Annotated in this window: 12 protein-coding genes; 7 read left to right on the plus strand and 5 right to left on the minus strand. The window is 71.4% G+C overall.

The genetic code is table 11. The features are described 5' to 3' along the window. Positions 1 to 3 precede the first annotated feature (3 nt). The 3 genes from KV381_RS22175 to recQ all read left to right on the plus strand — a co-directional run bounded on the left by KV381_RS22175 (position 4) and on the right by recQ (position 5,444). Positions 4 to 1,575, plus strand: a complete 1,572-nt coding sequence (locus KV381_RS22175) for an NADH-quinone oxidoreductase subunit M (protein WP_030628487.1) — start codon at positions 4 to 6, stop codon at positions 1,573 to 1,575. Then, entirely contained in the window at positions 1,572 to 3,236 is a 1,665-nt protein-coding gene (gene nuoN / locus KV381_RS22180; RefSeq protein ID WP_030628490.1) for an NADH-quinone oxidoreductase subunit NuoN, read from the plus strand. Before KV381_RS22175 ends, nuoN begins: the two co-directional genes overlap by 4 nt. A gap of 165 nt (positions 3,237 to 3,401) precedes the next feature. Beyond that, positions 3,402 to 5,444, plus strand: a complete 2,043-nt coding sequence (gene recQ / locus KV381_RS22185) for a DNA helicase RecQ (protein WP_030628492.1) — start codon at positions 3,402 to 3,404, stop codon at positions 5,442 to 5,444. 22 nt (positions 5,445 to 5,466) lie between these two features. Here the strand turns inward: recQ and KV381_RS22190 are convergent, their stop codons facing one another. The 5 genes from KV381_RS22190 to KV381_RS22210 all read right to left on the minus strand — a co-directional run bounded on the left by KV381_RS22190 (position 5,467) and on the right by KV381_RS22210 (position 11,890). Next, the gene (locus KV381_RS22190) at positions 5,467 to 6,078 is read right to left on the minus strand and encodes a Uma2 family endonuclease (RefSeq protein ID WP_030083447.1); all 612 of its coding nucleotides are present in this window, start codon (positions 6,076 to 6,078) and stop codon (positions 5,467 to 5,469) included. A gap of 125 nt (positions 6,079 to 6,203) precedes the next feature. Next, positions 6,204 to 6,923 (minus strand): GPP34 family phosphoprotein, encoded by a 720-nt coding sequence (locus KV381_RS22195; protein ID WP_218786068.1) that lies wholly within the window; start codon positions 6,921 to 6,923, stop codon positions 6,204 to 6,206. Next, positions 6,920 to 8,149, minus strand: coding sequence for a fumarylacetoacetase (gene fahA / locus KV381_RS22200; RefSeq protein WP_030628497.1), 1,230 nt, complete (start codon positions 8,147 to 8,149; stop codon positions 6,920 to 6,922). The genes KV381_RS22195 and fahA overlap by 4 nt, the downstream gene beginning before the upstream one ends. 170 nt (positions 8,150 to 8,319) lie before the next feature. Then, positions 8,320 to 10,314 (minus strand): CocE/NonD family hydrolase, encoded by a 1,995-nt coding sequence (locus KV381_RS22205; protein WP_218786069.1) that lies wholly within the window; start codon positions 10,312 to 10,314, stop codon positions 8,320 to 8,322. A 76-nt stretch (positions 10,315 to 10,390) separates the two neighbouring features. Beyond that, positions 10,391 to 11,890, minus strand: a complete 1,500-nt coding sequence (locus KV381_RS22210) for a peptide MFS transporter (RefSeq protein ID WP_218786070.1) — start codon at positions 11,888 to 11,890, stop codon at positions 10,391 to 10,393. A gap of 159 nt (positions 11,891 to 12,049) precedes the next feature. Here KV381_RS22210 and KV381_RS22215 point away from each other — a divergent pair, with 159 nt between their 5' ends. From KV381_RS22215 to KV381_RS22230, 4 genes are all read left to right on the plus strand, one after another. Beyond that, positions 12,050 to 13,060: a polyprenyl synthetase family protein gene (locus tag KV381_RS22215; RefSeq protein ID WP_086779505.1), complete on the plus strand. Its 1,011-nt coding sequence runs from the start codon at positions 12,050 to 12,052 to the stop codon at positions 13,058 to 13,060. A 227-nt stretch (positions 13,061 to 13,287) separates the two neighbouring features. Then, the gene (locus KV381_RS22220; RefSeq protein WP_193463360.1) at positions 13,288 to 14,535 is read left to right on the plus strand and encodes a DUF2092 domain-containing protein; all 1,248 of its coding nucleotides are present in this window, start codon (positions 13,288 to 13,290) and stop codon (positions 14,533 to 14,535) included. A gap of 107 nt (positions 14,536 to 14,642) precedes the next feature. Continuing rightward, a complete protein-coding gene (locus KV381_RS22225; RefSeq protein ID WP_218786071.1) occupies positions 14,643 to 15,644 on the plus strand; it encodes an ABC transporter ATP-binding protein in 1,002 nt (333 codons plus the stop codon). Continuing rightward, complete coding sequence (locus KV381_RS22230) at positions 15,631 to 16,515, plus strand: ABC transporter permease (protein ID WP_086779507.1); 885 nt, start codon at positions 15,631 to 15,633, stop codon at positions 16,513 to 16,515. The genes KV381_RS22225 and KV381_RS22230 overlap by 14 nt, the downstream gene beginning before the upstream one ends. Positions 16,516 to 16,625: the final 110 nt, after the last annotated feature.

Genomic DNA, 16,625 nt, shown 5'->3' on the forward strand with positions numbered 1-16,625 from the left:
CACATGTCCTTTCCCCTCCTGACCGCGACGGCGGCGCTCCCGGCGATCGGCGCCATCGCCACCGCCGCCGTCCCCGCCGCACGGCGCACCGCGGCCAAATGGCTCGCGCTGCTCTTCTCGCTCGGCACGCTCGTCCTGGCGGCCGTCGTCTTCCTGCGCTTCGAGCCGGGCGGCGACCGCTACCAGCTCACCGAGTCCCGCTCCTGGATCGCCGACTTCGGCGTCCGCTACGAACTGGGCGTGGACGGCATCGGGGTGGCGCTGCTCGGCCTCACCGCACTGCTGATCCCGTTCGTCATCGCGGCCGGCTGGCACGACGCCGACCCCCTGGAGACGAAGTCCTCACGCTGGCGTCCGACGCAGGGCTTCTTCGCCCTGATCCTCATGGTCGAGGCCATGGTGATCCTGTCGTTCGTCGCGACCGACGTCTTCCTCTTCTACATCCTGTTCGAAGCCATGCTCATCCCGATGTACTTCCTCATCGGCGGCTTCGGCGACCGGGCCCACGCGGGCACCGACGAGAGCGCCGCGACCCAGCGCTCGTACGCGGCGGTCAAGTTCCTCCTCTACAACCTGGCCGGCGGCCTGATCATGCTGGCCGCCGTCATCGGGCTGTACGTGGTCGCGGGCACCTTCTCGCTCTCCGAGATCGTGGAGGCCCGCGCCAACGGCTCGCTGGAGATGGCGACCAGCACCGAGCGGTGGCTGTTCCTCGGGTTCTTCCTCGCCTTCGCGATCAAGGCCCCGCTGTGGCCGCTGCACACCTGGCTGCCCAACGCGATGGGCGAGGCGACCGCCCCGGTCGCCGTGCTGATCACCGCGATCGTCGACAAGGTCGGCACCTTCGCGATGCTCCGCTTCTGCCTCGGGCTCTTCCCGGAGGCCAGCAAGTGGGCGACGCCGGTGGTGATCGCCCTGGCGCTCGTCTCCATCGTGTACGGGGCGCTGCTCGCGGTCGGCCAGCGCGACATCAAGCGACTCATCGCCTACGCCTCGATCTCGCACTTCGGCTTCATCATCCTGGGCATCTTCGCGATGACGAGCCAGGGCCAGTCGGGCGCCACGCTCTACATGGTCAACCACGGGATCTCCACGGCCGCGCTGCTGCTGGTCGCCGGATTCCTCATCACCCGGCGCGGATCGCGGCTCATCGCCGACTACGGCGGGGTCCAGAAGGTCGCCCCCGTGCTGGCGGGCACCTTCCTCATCGGCGGTCTGGCGACCTTGTCGCTGCCGGGGCTCGCCCCGTTCGTCAGTGAGTTCCTGGTCCTGGTCGGCACGTTCAGCGCGTATCCGGTGGCGGGCATCATCGCCACCACCGGCATCGTGCTCGCCGCGCTCTACGTCCTGGTCCTCTACCAGCGCACGATGACCGGGCCGGTGAAGGAATCGGTCCGGTCCATGCCGGACCTCAAGGCCCGTGAGCTGGCGGTCGCGCTGCCGCTGATCGCCGTACTGATCTTCCTGGGCGTCTTCCCGAAGCCGCTCACCGAGGTCGTCAACCCGGCGGTCGAGCACACCATGTCCGACGTACAGAAGAAGGACCCCCAGCCCGAGGTGGAGGCCGCCAAGTGAGCGCAACAGCTGTCCACAGTCTGTGGACGACGGCGAGCGGGGTGACATCGGCGGCACCGGGCACCTCGTTCACGGCGCCGAAGATCGAGTACACCCAGCTGATGCCGGTCCTGATCATCGTGGGCGCCGCCGTCCTGGGCATCCTGGTGGAGGCCTTCGTGCCGCGCCGGTCCCGCTACCACGCCCAGCTCTTCCTGACCGTGGTGGCGGTCGCCGCCTCGTTCGCCGCGATCGTCGGCCTCGCGGCCGGTGGCTACGGCACCACGAAGGCCCAGATCGCGGCGATGGGCGCCATCGCGATCGACGGCCCCACCCTGTTCCTCCAGGGCACCATTCTGCTGGTCGCCATGGTGGCGGTGTTCACCTTCGCCGAACGCCGGCTGGACCCCACCGCCCACGGCAACCGGGTCGATTCCTTCGCCGCCCAGGCCGGAGCCGTACCGGGCGGTGAGGGCGAGAAGGCCGCCGTCCGGGCCGGCTTCGCCACCACCGAGGTCTTCCCGCTGCTCCTCTTCTCGGTGGCGGGGCTGCTGGTCTTCCCGGCCGCCAACGACCTGCTGACCCTGTTCATCGCGCTGGAGGTCTTCTCCCTCCCGCTCTACCTCCTGTGCGCCGTGGCCCGCCGCAAGCGGCTGCTCTCGCAGGAAGCCGCCGTGAAGTACTTCCTGCTCGGCGCGTTCTCCTCGGCGTTCTTCCTCTTCGGGATCGCCCTTCTCTACGGCTACGCGGGCTCCCTGTCGTACGCCGACATCGCCAACGTCGTCGACGGCTCGGTCCTGGAGATCGACCCGGCCCTCGCCGACACCATGGGCAACGACGCGCTGCTGCTCATCGGCGGCGCGATGATCCTGGTCGGCCTGCTCTTCAAGGTCGGCGCGATCCCGTTCCACATGTGGACCCCGGACGTCTACCAGGGCGCCCCGACCCCGGTGACCGGCTTCATGGCCGCCGCCACGAAGGTCGCCGCGTTCGGCGCGATGCTGCGCCTGCTGTACGTGGCGCTGCCGGGCCTCACCTGGGACCTGCGGCCGGTCATGTGGTCCGTGGCCATCATCACGATGCTGGGCGGCGCGATCGTCGCGATCACCCAGACCGACATCAAGCGGCTGCTCGCCTACTCCTCGATCGCGCACGCGGGCTTCATCCTCGCGGGCGTCATCGCGGCCAGCCCGGAGGGCATCTCCTCGGTCCTCTTCTACCTGCTGGCCTACTCCTTCGTGACGGTCGGCGCGTTCGCCGTGGTCACGCTGGTCCGGGACGCGGGCGGCGAGGCCACGCACCTGTCGAAGTGGGCCGGGCTCGGCCGCCGCTCGCCGCTGGTCGCGGCGGTCTTCGCGGTGTTCCTGCTGGCCTTCGCCGGGATTCCGCTGACCTCCGGGTTCTCGGGGAAGTTCGCGGTGTTCAAGGCGGCCGCCGAGGGCGGTGCGGGCGGACTGGTCGTCGTCGGTGTGCTCTCCTCGGCCGTCGCGGCGTTCTTCTACATCCGGGTGATCGTCCTGATGTTCTTCAGCGAGCCGAAGGCGGACGGCCCCACGGTCGCCGTCCCGTCCCCGCTGACCATGACGACGATCGCGGCCGGCGTCGTCGTCACCCTGGCGCTGGGCCTGGCCCCGCAGTACTTCCTGGACCTGGCGAGCCAGGCGGGAGTCTTCGTGCGGTAGCCCGCGCGGATCCCCCGCAGTATGAGCGACAGCAGCGCCGGACGGTCGGTTATCCACAGACCGTCCGGCGTTGTCGTAGGAGCCGCCTATCGTGGACGGGGACGAGAGCAGGACGGACAGGGCCGGGCGTGCGGACCCTCGGGGGACAGAGCATTGGGCGTGACCATGGATGAGACCACCGGGACGGTGACCGGCACCGGCACCGACACGGGCGGCGAGAGCGAGGCGCAGCGGACGCTGCACCGCGTCTTCGGGTACGAGTCGTTCCGCGGCGAGCAGGGCGCGGTCATCGAGCATGTGGTGGCGGGCGGCGACGCGGTCGTGCTCATGCCCACCGGCGGCGGAAAGTCCCTCTGCTACCAGATCCCGTCCCTGGTCCGCCGGGGCACCGGCGTCGTCGTCTCGCCGCTGATCGCCCTCATGCAGGACCAGGTCGACGCCCTGCGGGCGCTCGGCGTCCGGGCCGGCTTCATGAACTCCACGCAGGACTTCGACGAGCGGCGCTCGATGGAGGCGCAGTTCCTCGCGGGCGAGCTGGACGTCCTCTATCTGGCCCCCGAGCGGCTGCGCCTGGACTCCACCCTCTCCCTCCTGGCCCGGGGCGAGATCTCCGTGTTCGCGATCGACGAGGCGCACTGCGTCGCCCAGTGGGGCCACGACTTCCGCCCCGACTATCTGGCCCTGTCGGTGCTCGGCGAGCGGTGGCCGGACGTGCCGCGCATCGCCCTGACGGCGACCGCGACGAACGCCACGCACGAGGAGATCACCCGCCGCCTCGGCATGCCGGACGCGAAGCACTTCGTGGCGAGCTTCGACCGGCCGAACATCCAGTACCGGATCGTGCCGAAGTCCGACCCCAAGAAGCAGCTGCTGGCCTTCCTCAAGGAGGAGCACGCCGGGGACGCGGGCATCGTCTACTGCCTCTCGCGGAACTCCACCGAGAAGATCGCGGAGTATCTGAGCCGCAACGGCGTGCGGGCCGTTCCGTACCACGCGGGCCTGGACGCCGCCACGCGCGCCGACCACCAGGCGCGGTTCCTCCGCGAGGAGGGGCTCGTCGTCGTCGCGACGATCGCGTTCGGCATGGGCATCGACAAGCCGGACGTGCGCTTCGTCGCCCATGTCGACCTCCCCAAGTCCGTCGAGGGCTACTACCAGGAGACCGGCCGCGCGGGCCGTGACGGGGAGCCGTCGACGGCCTGGATGGCGTACGGACTCCAGGACGTCGTCCAGCAGCGCAAGCTCATCCAGGGCGGCGAGGGCGACGAGGCCCACCGCCGCCGGGCCGCCGCCCACCTGGACTCGATGCTGGCGCTCTGCGAGACGGTCCAGTGCCGCCGGTCCCAGCTGTTGACCTACTTCGGCCAGGAGCCCACGGCCGCCGCGTGCGGCAACTGCGACACCTGCCTGACCCCGCCGGAGACCTGGGACGGCACGGTCGTCTCGCAGAAGCTGCTCTCCACGGTGGTGCGGCTGAAGCGCGAGCGGAATCAGAAGTTCGGCGCGGGCCAGATCATCGACATCCTGCTGGGTCGCAAGACCGCCAAGGTCATCCAGTTCGACCACGACCAGCTCTCCGTCTTCGGCATCGGCGAGGAGCTGGCCGAGGCGGAGTGGCGCGGCGTGGTGCGCCAGCTGCTGGCCCAGGGACTGCTCGCGGTCGAGGGCGAGTACGGCACGCTGGTCCTCACCGACGAGAGCGCGACGGTGCTCGGCCGCGAGCGGGACGTGCTGCTGCGCAAGGAGCCCAAGAAGCCCACGTCCCGTTCCTCGTCCTCCGCGGGCGGAGCGAAGGGCCGGGGCAAGGCGGCCGCCGCCGATCTCCCCGAGTCCGCCGTCCCGGTCTTCGAGGCGCTGCGCGCCTGGCGCGGGGCGACGGCGAAGGAGCAGGGCGTCCCGGCGTACGTCATCTTCCACGACGCGACGCTGCGGGAGATCGCGACGCTGCACCCGGCCTCGCTCGCGGAGCTGGGCGGCGTCAGCGGCCTGGGCGAGAAGAAGCTCGCGACGTACGGGGAAGGCGTGCTGGAGGTCCTGGCCCAGACGTCCCCGGGACCGGCCCCGGAGGCACCCGCGTCCCAGGCTCCCGCCCCTGCACCCGTGGCCCCCGCACCACATACGCCGCCCCCGGCCCGCACCAAGGCCCCGGCCCCGCAGCACAGCGACCCCGAGTTCGGCTGGGACGAGGAACCGCCCGAGTACGAGTGAGTCGCGTACCGGGCGGCGAGGCTTACTCCGTCTCTGCCGCCCGGGGCGTGGTCGGGTTGATCGCCGTCAGGTCCAGGTCCACGGGGAACGGAACGGCGACCTTCATCCGGTCGTGAAAGATGCCGGTAGAGGTGTAAGTACCTGTAGCGGGTTCCAGCTCGAAGACGTAAACCACGGCCCGGCCGTCGTGATTCTCCACCCGCCAGTAGTGGGGGATTTTGACCCGGGCGTACTTGACCGGCTTGGTCTCCCGGTCACGCGAGCGGGACTCCGGCGAGACGACCTCAATAGCCAGCCGCACGGAATCGGCCGGGTAGCGGGTCTGGCCCGGCTCCGGGGCTACCAGGCTGTCGAAGACCGCAACGTCGGGTTCGGGCCGGTTGTACCGGTCGATGTCGATGGTGCACTCACGCACGACTTGGAGCTCCGGTGGTGCGAGTGACCGCAGGTGCCAGGTGAAGAAGTCAACGGCCCATGAGTGGAAGAAGCTCTGCGGACTCACGAAAATCAGGCTTCCGTCGATCAGCTCCGTATGCGGAGGCAGATTCGGGAGTGTGTCCAGGTCATCGGCGGTCCAGCCGCCCTCGGGCGGGACCGCCCACCGCGGCTCGGAGGCCTCGGGTTCGATGCTCATCATTGCTCCCATGGGGAGGAGTCTCGCGGGCCTGACCAGCGTATCCGCCGGGAACGGGATCCGGATGACCCGAACGCGTGAACGCCTCGCGCGCCGCTGACCTGCACCGCACCCCAGCGCACCGCCTAGTCCCCGCCGCCTCCACAGCTGCTTCCTCCGCAGCTGCTTCCGCCGTCGCCGTCGCCCCAGCCGCCGCCACCGCTGTCGCCGCCGCTGGACCGGGTCTGGCGGACGTTGTGGTGGACGGCCGTGGCGGCCCACTGGGTGCGGCGGATCGCCTTCATCGTGATGCGGCCCGCGCGGCCGTCGGGGCTCAGGGTGCCCGCGAGGCCGATCGCCGAGATCAGGGCGGCCAGGGCGCGGTTGCGCCGGTCCGGGAAGCCCAGGGCTTCCGCCTGGCCGAAGCGCCGCCGGGCCGCACCGGTCAGGTCCGGGTCGGCCGGGAAGTGGCGCTGGTAGGGGAGTATGCCGAGGAAGCGGCGGGTCTCGCGGCGCAGGAGGCCGCGCTCGATCAGGGTGTCGAGGTGAGGTTCCTCCGCGTCGCGGCCGTACTGCCGTATCCAGGCCTTGGCGCTGGTCCCGGAGCGGAAGCGGCTCTTGGACGGCGGGTTCAGCGTGCGGAGCAGCGAGGCGAGCAGCGGGTGGGCCGGGTCCAGGGGGTTGACCACCTGGACCCGGCCCCGCTTCTCGCTTATCCGGCCCTGGAGCTCCAGCTCGGCGAGGACCGCGCCGGCCGTGCCGTACCGCAGATGCGTGCGGTCGCAGAGCGGCTTGCCGCGCAGCGGGTCCAGCGTCAGCAGGATCAGTTCCTCGGGCAGCGTCAGCTCGGGGGCGTCGTGCGTCATGGTGCGGTGACGATCCTTCCGGTCACGTCGCCGAGGCCCACCCGGGTGCCGTGCGGGCCCGGGGCCCAGGCGGTCAGCGTGACCGTGTCGCCGTCCTCCAGGAACGTCCGCTTGCCCTCGGGGAGTTCGAGCGCGTCGCGGCCGTTCCAGGTGAGCTCCAGGAGCGAGCCGCGCTGGGTGGGCTCGGGGCCGCTGACGGTGCCGGAGCCGTACAGGTCGCCGGTGCGCAGCGAGGCGCCGTTCACCGTCATGTGCGCGAGCTGCTGGGCCGCCGTCCAGTACATCGAGGCGAACGGCGGCTCGGCGACGACCTGGCCGTTGATCTCGACGGTGATCCGGATGTCGAAGCCGCCCGGCTCCTCGTCGTTCGCGTCGTCGAGGTAGGGGAGGAGCGGGAAGTCGCGGGCCGGCGGCGCGGTGCGGGCGGCGTCCAGGGCCTCCAGCGGGGTGACCCAGGCGGAGACGGAGGTGGCGAAGGACTTGCCGAGGAACGGGCCGAGCGGCACGTACTCCCAGGCCTGGAGGTCGCGCGCGGACCAGTCGTTGAGGAGGAAGAGCCCGAAGACGTGCTCGCGGAAGTCGGCCAGCGGCACCGGGGCGCCGTGCGCGGAGGGGACGCCGACGACGAAGCCGACCTCGGCCTCGATGTCCAGCTTCACCGAGGGCCCGAAGACGGGGGCCGGGTCGGTGGGCGCCTTGCGCTGGCCGCTGGGGCGGACGACGTCGGTGCCGGAGACCACGACGGTGCCGGAGCGGCCGTGGTAACCGATCGGGAGGTGCTTCCAGTTGGGCGTGAGCGCGTCGCCGTCCGGCCGGAAGATCTTCCCGACGTTGGTGGCGTGGTGCTCGCTGGCATAGAAGTCGACGTAGTCCGCGACCTCGTACGGCAGGTGCAGCGTCACCGCGTCCACCGGGTGCAGCAGCGGCTCGATGTCCGCGCGGTGGGCGGGGACGGTCAGCCAGGCGGTGAGCGCGCGGCGCACGTCCCGCCAGGCGGTGCGGCCCGCCGCGAGCAGCGGCGTCAGGCTCGGCTGCGCCAGCAGCCCCGCGTACGGGGAGCCCAGCGCGTGGGCGGCGGCCCCGGCGTCCAGGACGTGGTTGCCGATGCGGACGCCGACCCGGCGGACGTCGGGGTGGTCGGGGGTGGAGAACACACCGTACGGAAGGTTGTGCGGGCCGAAGGGGTCGCCCTCGGCCAGATCGAGCGGGCTGCTCTGCTCGGGCATGTGGTGCTGCCTCGCTTTCCAGGTCGCGTGGAGGACACGTTACGTCGGGGCTCCTACCCAGCGGCAGTGCCCTGACCATCCCCAACTGTGCGTATTGCCCGGAAAGTTCACCGGTTACCGTCGGTTCCCCCGGAAATCCGGGGGAACCGAGCGGGAAACACGCGCGCCGATCAGCCCGCCGTGCGCGGGATGCGCTTCTCCCAGGTGCGGTGGAAGACGACTTCCCCGCCGTCCTTGCAGATCACCTCGTCGGAGGTGATGAAGTCCTGGTCGTCGGCGGCGATCTCGGAGCGGGTCTCGATCTCCACGTCCCAGGCCGTCTCCGGGCGGTGCAGCCGGATCCGCCAGTCGGAGCGGGTCCGCGCGGAGAGCGGGTCGTCCTGCTGGACCGTGTACGTCTCCAGGGCGTCCTCGGTGAATTCGAGGCCGTCGGGGTAGACCCGCGTACCGCCGTAGCGGGGGTCGACCTCCAGCCGCCATTCGCCCTTGGCGACATCGCGGGCCACGAGGCGTTCGGGGCGCGGCTCCTCCAGGGTGACCGGGTAGACCACGCCGAGCGGTTCGGACTGTTCCGGTTCGCCGAAGGTGATCGCCGGGTCCTCGGTGTGGCGGCGCACCGGCAGCTCGACGAAGCTGCCGTCGGCGTCCAGGGTGAAGCCCGCCGAGCCCGCCTGCGGCCAGATCCAGGGCCAGTACGAGGAGGAGATCGCGATCCGGATGCGGTGGCCGGGCGGGAAGGTGTGGCCGATGCCGTTGAGGTCGAAGACGACGTCCTCGGTCTCGCCGGGCGTCCAGTCGTCGGTGCGGTCGCGGCCGTGCCGGGCGGCGAGGTTGAGGACGCCGCGGGTGACCAGGGTGGAGGAGCCGTCGGGCGCCACGTCGCAGAGCCGGGCGATGGCCTGGCCGCGGGGTACGTCCATCCGGATGCGGAGCTTCACCCGGGGGCGGCCGAGGATCTCGATCGGCGCGTCGGTGACCGGGAATTCGAACGACACCGACTTGGCGTCCTCGTCCCGCTGGTCCGGCGGCAGGTCGGCTTCGTTGCCGAACGGGAAGAAGCGGCCCGCGTCCAGGCCGGTCTGCTGCGGCGAGGCGACGATCCGCTCGCCGCCCTGGAGGGCGTACGCCATCGGGTTCACGTTCTCCGACGGCCAGGAGGCGTCCCCGACCCAGCGTCCCGGCAGCGTTTCGTACACCGTGGCGGGCGGGTGCGAGCCGCTGATCCAGGACCGCAGCAGCGGCTCCCGCATCACGCCCGTCTCCTTGCCCTTGAGGTGCTGGTCCCACCAGCGCAGCGTCTCCTGGAGGAAGCCGATCGCCGGCCCCGGCGGCAGCCCCCGGTCCGGGTACTGGTGCGACCACGGCCCGATGATCCCGCGCACCCGCCCCGGGTCGAGGTGTTCCACCAGCCGCAGGACGGTGTCGCGGTACGGGTCGTGCCAGCCGCCGACCGCGAGGACGTTCGCCTTGATCGCGCCGTAGTCCTCGCAGACGCTGCCGTGCTTCCAGTAGGCGTCGCGGCTCTGGTGGGCCAGCCAGGTGTGGATGAAGGGGTCGACGGCCTCCAGCCGCTTCAGCCACATCTCCTTCCAGTCGTCGCCGGCCTGCGCCGGGTCCGGCGGCCGGCAGACGAAGGCGAGCATGGTGGCCGCCCAGGCGTGCATGTCCACGGCGAGGACCGAGCCGCCCATGTAGTGGACGTCGTTGTCGTAGCGGTCGTCGGCCGAGCAGACGGTGACGATCGCCTTGAGCGGCTCGGGGGCGAGCGCGGCGATCTGGAGCGAGTTGAAGCCGCCCCAGGAGATGCCGAACATCCCGACCCGGCCGGAGCACCACTCCTGCTGGGCCAGCCAGTGGATGACGGCGACCCCGTCCTCCAGCTCCTGCGCGTCGTACTCGTCGCCCGGCAGCCCCTCGCTGTTGCCGTGGCCCCGCACGTCGACCCGTACGGAGACGTAGCCGTGGCCTGCGTACCAGGGGTGGCGCTGCCAGTCGCGCGGGGCGGTCCAGTCGCTGAGCCGGTAGGGCAGGTACTCCAGCAGGGCCGGGACCGGTTCGTCGGTCACCGGCCGCCAGATCCGGGCGTAGAGCCGGGTGCCGTCGGGCAGCGGGATGCGGACGTCCTCGCGGGTGGTCTCGTACGGGAACTCGGTCGTGATGTTCATGGGTCACCTCGGTGGGGGACGGGGTGCTTCGCGCGGGCGTACGGGTCGGTGGGCGGGGTGCTTTCAGGCGTACGGGTCAGCGGACGGGGTGCATCGTGCGCTTCAGCCAGGGCGCGGCGAGGATCATCGCCACGCCGGCCGCCACGGCGATGGCCCCGTTGACGCCGAAGTACGCGGGGTTGGAGACCTCGCCGTACAGCTTCACGATCTGGGCCTGGATGCCGTTGGCCAGCGCGAGCGAGAGGAACCACAGGGCCATCGTCTGACTGGCGAACGCCTTCGGGGCGAGCTTGGTGGTGGCGGACATGCCGGAGGTCTCCAGCAGGATGTCGCCGAGCCCGAGCAGCAGGTACGAGCCGACGATCCACCAGGCCGCCATGCGGTACGTGTCGCTCGCGTGGCCGGAGGTCGGCAGGACCATCAGAAGGAAGGAGAGCCCGCCGAGGATCACGCCGAACGCGATCTTGTTGGAGGCGTGCGGCTGGCGCGGGCCCATCTTCGCCCAGACGGCGGCGACGACCGGGGCGAGCGCGACCTCGAAGGCGCCGAGCGCCGAGGCGTACCAGCTGGCCGGGAAGGTGAAGCCGAAGATCTCGGTCCGGGCGTTCGTCGACGCGAGCAGCATCATCGTGGAGTACGCCTGGAAGAGGATGAAGTTGAAGACGACGGATCCGAGGAAGAGCACCACGTACGGGCGCAGCCGGCCGCGCTCCTCGGCGGTGACCCGGGGCGAGCGGAACATCACCACGAAGTAGACGACCGGCGCGATCACCGAGATGACGGTGAGCACGTCGACGAACCGGTCCATCGTCAGCCAGCCCGCCAGGGCCAGCGCGGTGGCGACGAGGGCGACCACCACCGCCCCGCCGATGATCAGCCGGACCGCGCGGCGCATCGCGTCCGGCGCCAGCGCGAATTCGGCGGCGTGCTTACGCCCGGCCAGGTGACGGCGGCCCGCGACGTACTGGATCAGACCGAAGGTCATGCCGATCGCGGCGGCCGAGAAGCCCCAGTGCCAGCTCCAGTGCTCGCCGAGCCAGCCGGTGATCAGCGGTCCGGCGAACGCGCCGATGTTGATGCCCATGTAGTAGAGGGCGAAGCCGGCGTCGCGCCGTTCGTCGTCGGTGCGGTAGAGCTTGCCGACCATGGAGGCCACATTGGGTTTGAGCAGGCCCGTTCCGGCGCTGATCAGGCCGAGGCCCACCCAGGTCATGGCGTCGGTGGGCACGGCCATGGAGTAGTGGCCGCAGGCGATGAGGATGCCGCCGTACAGCACGGCCCGGTACGAGCCGAGGATCCGGTCGGCCAGCCAGCCGCCCGCCACGGAGACCAGATAGACCAGCGTTCCGTAGGCGGCGGAGACGGAGGCGGCGGTGCCCGGGTCCATGTCCATGCCGCCGTCTCTCACCGTGTCGGCGAAGAACAGCACCAGGATGGCCTGCATGCCCAGGAACGAGAACCGCTCCCACACCTCCAGGCCGGACAGGGTCATCAGCCCCCGTGGCTGCCCGAAGAAGGCGTGGTCGTCCTCGGGCGGGGGCTTGGCCGGTTCGGTGTCGGCGGTGCTGTGGGACAAAGCGGAGACTCCTGATCGTATGAGCTGATCCCGAACATACCGGCGGTGATGGGAAGCCGCCCACGGTGATCCATAGCGGACCGGATACGCTGAAGTTGCCAGGAGAGACAGCGACACATCGACATTGAGTGTGATCGTCAGCAGACAGGAGATGCCCTCGTGACCGTCGTCGGGCCGTTCGGACTGCACGTGCGGGACCAGGCTCTTGAGGCCGGTGTCCAGTCGGGCCTGGCAGCTGTCGAGGCGGGGCTGCTCGAAGCCACCAAGAGCGACGTCCCCTTCATCACGGACGCCGCCCAGCACCTGGTGCGGGCGGGCGGCAAGCGGTTCCGTCCCTTGCTGGTCATGCTCGCGTCACAGTTCGGTGATCCGGACGCGCCCGGAGTCGTGCCCTCCGCCGTCGTCGTCGAGCTGACCCACCTGGCCACGCTGTACCACGACGACGTGATGGACGAGGCCGACGTGCGGCGCGGGGTGCCCAGCGCCAACACCCGCTGGGGCAACTCCGTCGCCGTCCTCACCGGCGACTTCCTCTTCGCCCGCGCCTCCCACATCCTGGCCGACCTCGGCCCCGAGGCCGTCCGCATCCAGGCCGAGGCCTTCGAACGGCTCGTCACCGGCCAGATCCTGGAGACCGCGGGCCCGCGCGACGGCCGCGACCCGGTCGACCACTACCTGGACGTGCTCAGCGGCAAGACCGGCTCGCTGGTCGCCGTCTCCGGCCGGTTCGGCGCGATGATGTCCGGGGCCGACGAGCGGACCGTGGACATCCTCACGCAGTACGGCGAACGGCTCGGCATCGCCTTCCAGCTCGCCGACGACGTCCTCGACATCGCCTCCGACTCCCACGAGTCCGGCAAGACCCCCGGCACCGACCTGCGCGAGGGCATCCCGACCCTCCCGGTCCTGCGGCTGCGCGCCCAGGCGGCGGAGGACGGCAAGCCCGACGACCTGGAGCTCGTCGAGCTGCTCGACGGCGACCTGAGCGGCGACGCCGCCCTGACCGAGGTGCTGCGCCGGCTGCGCGCCCACCCGGCGCTGGAGCAGGCCCGCCAGGACACCGTGCGCTACGCCCAGGAGGCGCGCGCCACGCTCGCGCCGCTGCCCGAGTGCTACGCGAAGTCGGCGCTGGAGGAGCTGTGCGACGCGGTGGTGCACCGCGCGGGCTGAGTCCGTGCGGGTGCGGTGAGACGCCGCGCGGTGCTGCGGGACGTCGCTTCGGCGCGGGTTGACGTGGTGTCACCCGGTGGCCTACCCCTACTGGATGGCCCAGGTGCCCCGTCCGGTTGTCATACCGGAGCAGTAGGCGGAGTTGATCCCCCGGGCTGACGCTTCAAGCCGTCCGTTTTGGTCAGATGGATACCAACGGAAGCGCCGACCACGGAGGTAGGGCACACATGGACCCGAACGACAGCGCACAGACCACCGGCGAGGCCACGGGTACTGTCGTGGGCCGCCGGAAGGCGGCGCGCTACATCGTCCCCGTCGCGGTCGCGGGAGTGGCGGCCGCGACCATCGGACTCGTCCCGGCGCTCGCCAACTCCGGCGACCCCGACCTGCCGAAGATCAGCGCACAGGAGCTCATCGAGAAGATCGCCGCTTCCGACGAGGAACAGCTCTCCGGCACGTTCAAGATCAGCACCGATCTGGGCCTGCCCCTCGACGGCCTCGCGGGCTCCTTCGTCCCGGGCGGCAAGGGCGGCGACAAGGACGGCGGCGCGGCGGCCCCGCAGGACAAGCTCATGGAGCTGACGTCCGGCACGCACACGCTGCGGGTGGCCGCCGACGGCCCGGAGCGGCAGAAGCTCTCCATCCTCGGCGACGCGTCCGAGTACAGCCTCATCCACAACCAGGGCGAGGTCTGGGCGTACGACAGCACATCCGACGAGGTCTACCACGCCGAGGCCCCCGAGGGCCGCGACGGCGGCGGCCACGCGGAGAAGGCCCCGAAGGCCCCCGAGGGCGCTCCGGCGACCCCGAAGGACTTCGCCGAGCAGGCGCTCGCGGCGGCCGGGGACACCACCTCGGTCACCGTGGACGGCACGGCTCAGGTCGCCGGGCGGGACGCGTACCAGCTGCTGATCAAGCCGAAGCAGTCCGGTTCGACCATCGGCTCGGTCCGGATCGCCGTGGACGCCGAGAACGGCGTACCACTGAAGTTCACCCTGTCCGCGGCGAGCGGCGGCAAGGCCGTCGTCGACGCCGGGTTCACCAAGGTCGACTTCTCCAGGCCCGCCGCGTCCACGTTCTCCTTCACCCCGCCCAAGGGCGCCAAGGTGACCGAGGCCGACGAGCTGGAGACCGGCAAGGACGAGCGCGGCGCGGCGCAGAAGGCGCTGCCCGGTCAGCTGGCCGAGCTGGACGGCTTCGAGGGCCTCAACGTCATCGGCAAGGGCTGGACCTCGATCGCCGAGATCAAGACCCCTGGAGGCAAGGGCCTCCCGGCGGCCGGCTCGGACGAGGTCCCGGCCGAGGCGCAGGGCTTCCTCGACGCGCTGGGCGACAAGGTCACCGGGAAGTTCGGCTCGGGCACGGTCTTCAAGACGCGCCTGGTCAACGCCCTGCTGACGGACGACGGCTCGGTGTACGTCGGAGCGGTGACGAAGGACGCGCTGGTGCGCGCCGCCGACGCGGCCGCGAAGTAGGACACGCCGGGCAACCGGCGCCGGACACCCGCCCCGTCGCACACTGTGCGGCGGGGCGGCAACGCCGTAAGGCCTGGCAGCCGCGCGGACGGAGAGGTGCGACCCGGATGACGACGACAGGGGAAGCCGCGGCCGATGCGGTGGGCGTGGCGGATGGGACGGACGGGGCGGGCACGCCGGTCATCCGTACCCGTGGCCTGACCAAGCGCTACCGGGGCGGCCAGCTCGCCGTGGACGGCCTCGACCTGGCCGTGCCCGCCGGCAGCGTCTTCGGCTTCCTCGGCCCCAACGGCTCCGGGAAGACCACCACGATCCGGATGCTGATGGGCCTCATCGACCCGACGTCCGGCACCGCCGAGGTGCTCGGCCGCCCGATGCCCGCCGCCGCCCGTACGGTGCTGCCGGAGGTCGGCGCGCTGATCGAGGGGCCCGCGCTGTACGGCTTCCTGAACGGCCGGGACAACCTCCTGCGGTACGACCGGGCCGACCCGACCGCCGACCCGCGCACCCGCCGGGCCCGCGTCGACGATGCCCTGGCACGGGTCGGGCTCGGAGCCGCCTCCGGCAAGAAGGCCAAGGCGTACTCGCTCGGCATGAAACAGCGCCTCGGCCTGGCCGCCGCCCTGCTCCGGCCGCGCCGCCTGCTGGTCCTGGACGAGCCGACCAACGGCCTCGACCCGCAGGGCATGCGCGAGATCCGCGCCCTGGTCCGGGAGCTGGCGGCCGAGGGCACCACGGTGTTCCTCTCCTCCCACCTGCTGGACGAGATCGAGCAGGTCTGCACGCACGCCGCGGTGATGGCCCGGGGCCGGCTGATCGTCCAGGGCCCGGTCGCCGACCTCGCGGCGGGCGCCCGGGGCCGGCTCGCCGTCACCACTCCGGACCCCGGCGACGCGGCCCGCATCCTCCGCGAACACGGGCTCACCGGCCTGAGCGCCGACGGCGACCGGCTCACCGCCGATGCCCCGCCCGCCGCCGTGGACCTCGCCGACCTCAACGCGGCGCTGGTGACCGGCGGGGTGCGGGTGCGGTTCTTCGGCGTCGAGCGGGGTTCGCTGGAGGACGCCTTCGTCGCACTCACGGGAGAGGGATTCGATGTCGCAGGCTGAAGCCGAACAGGTGCGCTCCCGCAGTCCGCTGTGGACGCTGGGTCTCCTCCGCTCCGAGATCGCCACGCTGCTCCGCCGCCACCGCACCTACGCCCTCCTCGGCGTGCTCGCCGCCGTACCCGTCCTCATCGGGATCGCGGTCCGGATCGAGACGGGCGGCGGCGGTGGCGGCGGAGCGGGAGGCCCGGACGGCGGGGCGGGGCCGGCGTTCCTCGCCCAGGTCACCAACAACGGCCTCTTCCTCGTCTTCGCCGCCCTCGCCGCGACCCTGCCGGTCTTCCTGCCGATGGCCGTCGGCGTGGTGGCCGGCGACGCCGTCGCGGGCGAGGCGAGCAGCGGCACCCTGCGCTATCTGCTGGTGGCCCCGGCGGGCCGGACCCGGCTGCTGCTCGTGAAGTACGCCTCCGTCCTCGTCTTCTGCCTGGTCGCGACGCTGGTCGTGGCGGCGTCGGCGCTGGCGGTGGGCGCGCTGCTGTTCCCGGTGGGGGAGGTCACCACGATCTCCGGGACCCGGATCGGCTTCGGCGAAGGGCTCGTCCGGGCGGCGCTGACGGCACTGGTCGTCGCGGTGTCCCTGACCGGGTTCGCCGCGCTCGGGCTGTTCGTCTCGACGCTGACCGGCAGCGGGATCGGGGCGATGGCGGCCACGGTCGGGCTGCTGATCACGGTGCAGATCCTGGACAGCATCCCGCAGCTGAGCGGCGCGCATCCGTATCTGTTCTCGCACTACTGGATGTCCTTCGCGGACGTCCTGCGCGAACCCGTCCACTGGGACGACCTGATCAAGAACTTCCAGCTGCAGGGGCTGTACGTCGCGGTGTTCGGCTCGGCGGCCTGGGCCCGCTTCACGGCCAAGGACATCACGGCGTAAGAGGCGCCCCGGAGAGGGGGACAAGGCGGCCTGGCTGGATCGGATCGTCGGGGTCCGCACGCGCCGTCGGCCGGGCGAGCCGTCCCCCGATCGGCTCGTCGCGGCACGAA

Source organism: Streptomyces sp. WY228 (assembly GCF_019287315.1).
Lineage (GTDB): Bacteria > Actinomycetota > Actinomycetes > Streptomycetales > Streptomycetaceae > Streptomyces > Streptomyces caviscabies.

Excerpts from the sequence above, each read along its gene's own strand:
- KV381_RS22195 (WP_218786068.1), bottom strand. The coding sequence starts at position 6,923 with ATGACGCACGACGCCCCCGAGCTGACGCTGCCCGAGGAACTGATCCTG.
- KV381_RS22230 (WP_086779507.1), top strand. The coding sequence starts at position 15,631 with ATGTCGCAGGCTGAAGCCGAACAGGTGCGCTCCCGCAGTCCGCTGTGG.
- KV381_RS22205 (WP_218786069.1), bottom strand. The coding sequence starts at position 10,314 with ATGAACATCACGACCGAGTTCCCGTACGAGACCACCCGCGAGGACGTC.
- recQ (WP_030628492.1), top strand. The coding sequence starts at position 3,402 with ATGGATGAGACCACCGGGACGGTGACCGGCACCGGCACCGACACGGGC.
- KV381_RS22190 (WP_030083447.1), bottom strand. The coding sequence starts at position 6,078 with ATGAGCATCGAACCCGAGGCCTCCGAGCCGCGGTGGGCGGTCCCGCCC.
- KV381_RS22220 (WP_193463360.1), top strand. The coding sequence starts at position 13,288 with ATGGACCCGAACGACAGCGCACAGACCACCGGCGAGGCCACGGGTACT.
- KV381_RS22225 (WP_218786071.1), top strand. The coding sequence starts at position 14,643 with ATGACGACGACAGGGGAAGCCGCGGCCGATGCGGTGGGCGTGGCGGAT.
- fahA (WP_030628497.1), bottom strand. The coding sequence starts at position 8,149 with ATGCCCGAGCAGAGCAGCCCGCTCGATCTGGCCGAGGGCGACCCCTTC.
- KV381_RS22175 (WP_030628487.1), top strand. The coding sequence starts at position 4 with ATGTCCTTTCCCCTCCTGACCGCGACGGCGGCGCTCCCGGCGATCGGC.